The sequence below is a fragment of the Actinacidiphila sp. bgisy167 genome (assembly GCF_965342175.1).
GTDB lineage: Bacteria > Actinomycetota > Actinomycetes > Streptomycetales > Streptomycetaceae > Actinacidiphila.
Genome location: NZ_CBDRBL010000200.1, coordinates 1 through 1,442 on the forward strand (window position 1 = coordinate 1; position 1,442 = coordinate 1,442).

The following is a 1,442-nucleotide window of genomic DNA, read 5'->3' on the forward strand; positions in this document are numbered from 1 at the left end:
GGCTTCAAAGTTGAGCGGTGCGGAGGTGCCCGCCGGCGGTTTCCCCTTGGCGCTGGCGGCCCAGCAGGGCGGGCTCGCCGGTGATGAGGGCGGCCGGGTCCGAGACCAGGGCGTCGAGGGCGGTTTCCAGCCGGGCGAGCAGTTCGCCCTGGGAAAGGGGCCACATGGTCGCGACGTGGGCGCGTACCTGCCCGCGATGCGCCCACCGGTTCGTGTCCCGCGACATCACCGCCCTCTGACCCGAAACCGCAGGTAGCGGCCGACGGTGGTGTAGTTGTGCTCGCCGTCGGCCGGTGAGCTGCGTGATCGGGGTGGGGGGCACGGGTGGCACCCGGCTGTCGTGCCGGGTGGACGGCTTTCCAGGGCAATTCGGCGTGGTTCGGGCCAGGTCGGGACGATGGGTCAGGAAGCCAGGGGAGGTCGGGCGGCGCGGATCCTCGCCAGGGCGGTGGCGATCAACGCGCTGGCCGTGGGTGCGAAGTGCAGTTCGTGGCGGCGGGCGGTGGTGGTCAGCCGGGCGGCGCGGGCAATCAGCAGGCGGCGCACGGTGGCCATGCGGCGGCGGGCCGAGCCGATGGGGACGGGCATCTGCAGCCAGGCGGCCAGGTTGTAGGCCAACAGGGCGCCCCACATCCACATGGCGTTGACCGGGTGGGATGCCGACGGCAGGTGATTGAGGCCGGCGCCGTGGGCGGTGTCGCGGAACAGCTCCTCGACCTTGGTGCGGCGGCGGAACTCCCACTCCGCCTGTGCGATCTCCTCGTCCAGGTCCAGGTCCTGGTTGGTGGCGATGAACGAGTAGGCGTATGCGGTGTCGGCGATCCCGTCCAGGACCAGGGCGAGCTGATCCTTGCCGACGGTGCGCGAGCGACGCGAGCGCGGGTCGGCCGACAGCTCGGCGGCGTCGTAGCGCACCCGCCGGGCGAGTATCCGGGTGCCCTGGGGCCAGCCCGTCGGCACGTAGTCCAGCAGTGCGACCTGCGCTTGCGGGTAGTCGACCGCGTCGATCCAATCGTCCTCGTCGACCCTGGCAACGGCCCGCCACAACGGCTTGCTGCGCGGCACCCCGAGCCGGAACAGTGCCTGGCGGGCCACGATCTTCTCGGCGACCTTGCCCGCGTAGTAGCCGGAATCGCCCTGGAACAGGACCGGACCGCTGGCCCCGGCAGCGCGCACGGCGTCCACCGCCCGGTCGATCTGTGCTGGAGCGTGGGTGCGGCCGTCCGAGCGGCCGTCGAGCAGATCCGCGACCAGCACCACCCCGGCCTGGGCCCAGTGCGCGGCGTGCACCCGCCCCGCTATCTCGCCCTTGTAGGAGCGGACCACCTGGTCCTTGCGGGTGGAGAACACTTCGATGTCCTTCGCGTCCAGGTCGATGGTGACCGGCCCGAACACAGCCTTCGCTCGCTCGGTGACCGGCAGCGCGGCCAGCGCCCGCGCGG

Annotated in this window: 2 protein-coding genes; both read right to left on the reverse strand. The window is 72.1% G+C overall.

What is annotated here, in order from left to right:
• Positions 1–4: 4 nt before the first annotated feature.
• Positions 5–166 carry a hypothetical protein gene (locus tag ACRWND_RS30745; protein ID WP_431955244.1) on the reverse strand — a complete coding sequence of 54 codons (162 nt, stop codon included), beginning with the start codon at positions 164–166 and terminating at the stop codon, positions 5–7.
• Between the two features lie 236 nt (positions 167–402).
• Positions 403–1,442 (reverse strand): transposase (locus ACRWND_RS30750; RefSeq protein ID WP_431955246.1); only part of this gene is annotated, 1,040 nt, incomplete at its 5' end.